A 2,832-nucleotide genomic window follows, 5' to 3' on the forward strand; every position below is an offset into this window, starting at 1 on the left:
AACTGTTCGAGCAGGACGAGGACACCGACGCCGTGGTGATGATCGGCGAGATCGGCGGCCCGCAGGAGGCCGAAGCCGCGCTCTGGGCGCGCGACAACATGCGCAAGCCGCTGATCGCCTACATCGCGGGCTTGTCCGCGCCGAAGGGCCGCCGCATGGGCCATGCCGGCGCGATCATCTCGGCCTTCGGCGAATCGGCGCAGGAAAAGGTCGAGATCCTGCGCGGTGCCGGGGTCACAATTGTGCCCACGCCGGCGGATTTCGGTCCGACCGTCGCCAATGTGCTGGAACAGAGGCTGAAGGCGGCCTAAGCCCGCCTTCAGCCCAAGGCGCCTGAACTCGCCAGCATCGCGAATCGCCGGAACCGTCCGGCGGTTTTGCGTGTGATGGCGCATGGTGAGAGATCATGAATGAAGCGGCGTGTATGGCCCTGCGCTTCGCGCCGGCAGGAGACCTGCCGTTCACGGGCGCGACCGGCACTCATGTTGCTGACCCGCAGATATTCTTGATGCGGTAACATTCGTCGCATCTGCCCCCTTCCGGTTGCATCCGGTTCAGCCTCTGTTTACTGTGGGTAAAAACAGTGGCGAACCGAATAGGCGGAGCTATGGCGGCGAAGAAGTCGAGAAGGAAGCCGGCGCAGGAAAGCGCGAACGCTGAGACACGCAGGGCGGACCGCTCTCTTGCCAGGGTTTCCCCGCTTAAGCAGAATCCGCATGCCGTAAAGGATACGCGCGAAAAGGTACTCGAAGTCGCGATCGGCCATGAGGTGCGTGCGTTTCGGAAAAAGCTTGGAATAACCGTGGCTGATCTGGCGGCGACGACCAATCTCTCCCTGGGTATGCTGTCCAAGATCGAGAATGGAATCACGTCGCCGTCGCTGACAACGTTGCAGACATTGTCGCGCGCGCTTGGTGTGCCGCTGACCGCATTCCTGCGGCGCTATGAGGAAGATCGCAAGGGCGTCTTCGTCAAAGCGGGCGAGGGTTTGGATGTAGAACGCCGCGGAACGCGCGCCGGACACCAGTACAATCTGCTTGGATATATTGCATCAAATACCGCCGGTGTCCTGGTCGAGCCGTACCTGATCACGCTCACCGAGGACTCGGATGTGTTTCCGACATTCCAGCACGATGGGATGGAGTTTCTCTACATGCTGGAGGGCGAAGTCGTTTATCGCCACGGGAGCAATCTTTATCGGATGCTTCCCGGCGATAGCCTGTTCTTCGACGCGGATGCCCCGCATGGTCCGGAGGAACTGACAAAGCTGCCGATCCGCTACCTGTCCATCATTTCCTACCGCCAGAGCAACGGCGACTAGACAAGACAGATTCTCTGGTGCCGACTCATTTCACTGAGGGTGATTTGGAACGACCGATCCGGATCGGCCTGCTCCGACTGACCGCCTAGGCGACACGCGCTTTTAGGTCTTTGTCTTTATGCATGTCGTTTTGGCAAAACCGCTGCACAGTTTTGCGCGACATGCAGTGCGAGTTGCGGCTTCAGATTTCGGCCGATCGCGTTGCCGAGCTGCCGTCCGACTCCTCCCTTTTCCAAGCCCGACAGCACCGCTGCAGCGCCTGCGGCCGGCGGCTGGCGCGCCATTGCGCCGCGAAATCGGCCGCTCCTTTCTTTTCAGGAAAAAAAAATTCATACCAGTTGAGTTCCTGCTGTGAAGCTGCTACGTCTTTCGCATCAGGCTGCAACCGTCGCGAGGTGATGTGATGTGTGGAATTGTCGGACTTTTCTTGAAGGACAAGGCACTTGAGCCCAAGCTTGGCTCGATGCTGTCGGAGATGCTGGTCCTGCTGACCGACCGCGGGCCAGACAGCGCCGGCATCGCTATCTACGGAGGCGGCCAGAAGGACCGTGCCAAGATCACAGTCCAATCGCCGTCGCCGTCCCGCGACTTTCCGGAACTGGCTACCGATCTCGGCAACAAGATCGGCGCCAAGATATCGGCGACCATCAAGTCCACGCATGCGGTGTTGGACGTGCCGCTGGCCAAAGCGGAGGAGGCGCGCGCCGCACTGCTTGAACTGCGTCCCAGCTTGCGGGTCATGGGGGCGGGCCAATCGATCGAGATCTACAAGGAGGTCGGCCTTCCGGAAGCCGTGGTGGAACGCTTCGACGTGCGCTCGATGACCGGCACGCACGGCATCGGCCACACCCGCATGGCGACGGAATCGGCGGTGACCACACTGGGCGCCCACCCGTTCTCGACCGGCGCCGACCAGTGCCTGGTGCACAATGGATCGCTGTCCAACCACAACAATGTCCGCCGCGAGCTGGTGCGCGAGGGCATGAAATTCGAGACCGAGAACGACACTGAGGTGGCGGCCGCCTATCTCTCCAACAGAATGGCGCATGGCAAGAAACTCGGCGAGGCGCTGGAGGGCACGCTGTCCGACCTCGACGGTTTCTACACCTTCGTCGTCGGCACCAAGAACGGCTTCGGCGTGGTGCGCGATCCGATCGCCTGCAAGCCGGCGGTGATGGCCGAAACCGAACAGTATGTCGCCTTCGGCTCCGAATATCGGGCGCTCGCAAATCTGCCCGGGATCGAGAACGCCAAAGTCTGGGAACCGGAACCTGCAACCGTCTATTTCTGGGAGCATTGAGCATCATGAATATTTCGAATGTGGCCACCGCGCCGGCGCGTGAGGTGGACTTTCCCGAGCGTGTCTTTGATCTCGCAAAAAGGTCGCTGCGCGAGCTCAACCAGGCGCTTCATCAACTGACCCCCGGCTCGAACGAGACCGCGTGGGAGGTGCTCAACCCGAAAGGCAGCCATTCCGTCGCCGTCGGCGTCGACCAGCCGGTCGCCGTCGA

General features: G+C 61.2%; 2 protein-coding genes and 2 pseudogenes. All 4 read left to right on the forward strand.

The annotated features are described in order from the left end of the window. A pseudogene (locus EN818_RS30560) lies at window positions 1-311 on the forward strand (succinate--CoA ligase subunit alpha); the annotation flags it as partial. A 296-nt stretch (window positions 312-607) separates the two neighbouring features. Continuing rightward, a complete protein-coding gene (locus tag EN818_RS30565; RefSeq protein WP_095809615.1) occupies window positions 608-1,321 on the forward strand; it encodes an XRE family transcriptional regulator in 714 nt (237 codons plus the stop codon). Window positions 1,322-1,724: 403 nt separating this feature from the next. After that, entirely contained in the window at window positions 1,725-2,621 is an 897-nt protein-coding gene (locus EN818_RS30570) for a glutamine amidotransferase family protein (RefSeq protein WP_129553805.1), read from the forward strand. Between the two features lie 5 nt (window positions 2,622-2,626). Continuing rightward, window positions 2,627-2,832: pseudogene (locus tag EN818_RS30575) on the forward strand (protein GlxC); the annotation flags it as partial.

Origin of the sequence: Mesorhizobium sp. M3A.F.Ca.ET.175.01.1.1 (genome assembly GCF_004791945.1) — a bacterium.
Taxonomy (GTDB): Bacteria; Pseudomonadota; Alphaproteobacteria; order Rhizobiales; family Rhizobiaceae; genus Mesorhizobium.

Excerpts from the sequence above, each read along its gene's own strand:
- EN818_RS30570 (WP_129553805.1), top strand. The coding sequence starts at position 1,725 with ATGTGTGGAATTGTCGGACTTTTCTTGAAGGACAAGGCACTTGAGCCC.
- EN818_RS30565 (WP_095809615.1), top strand. The coding sequence starts at position 608 with ATGGCGGCGAAGAAGTCGAGAAGGAAGCCGGCGCAGGAAAGCGCGAAC.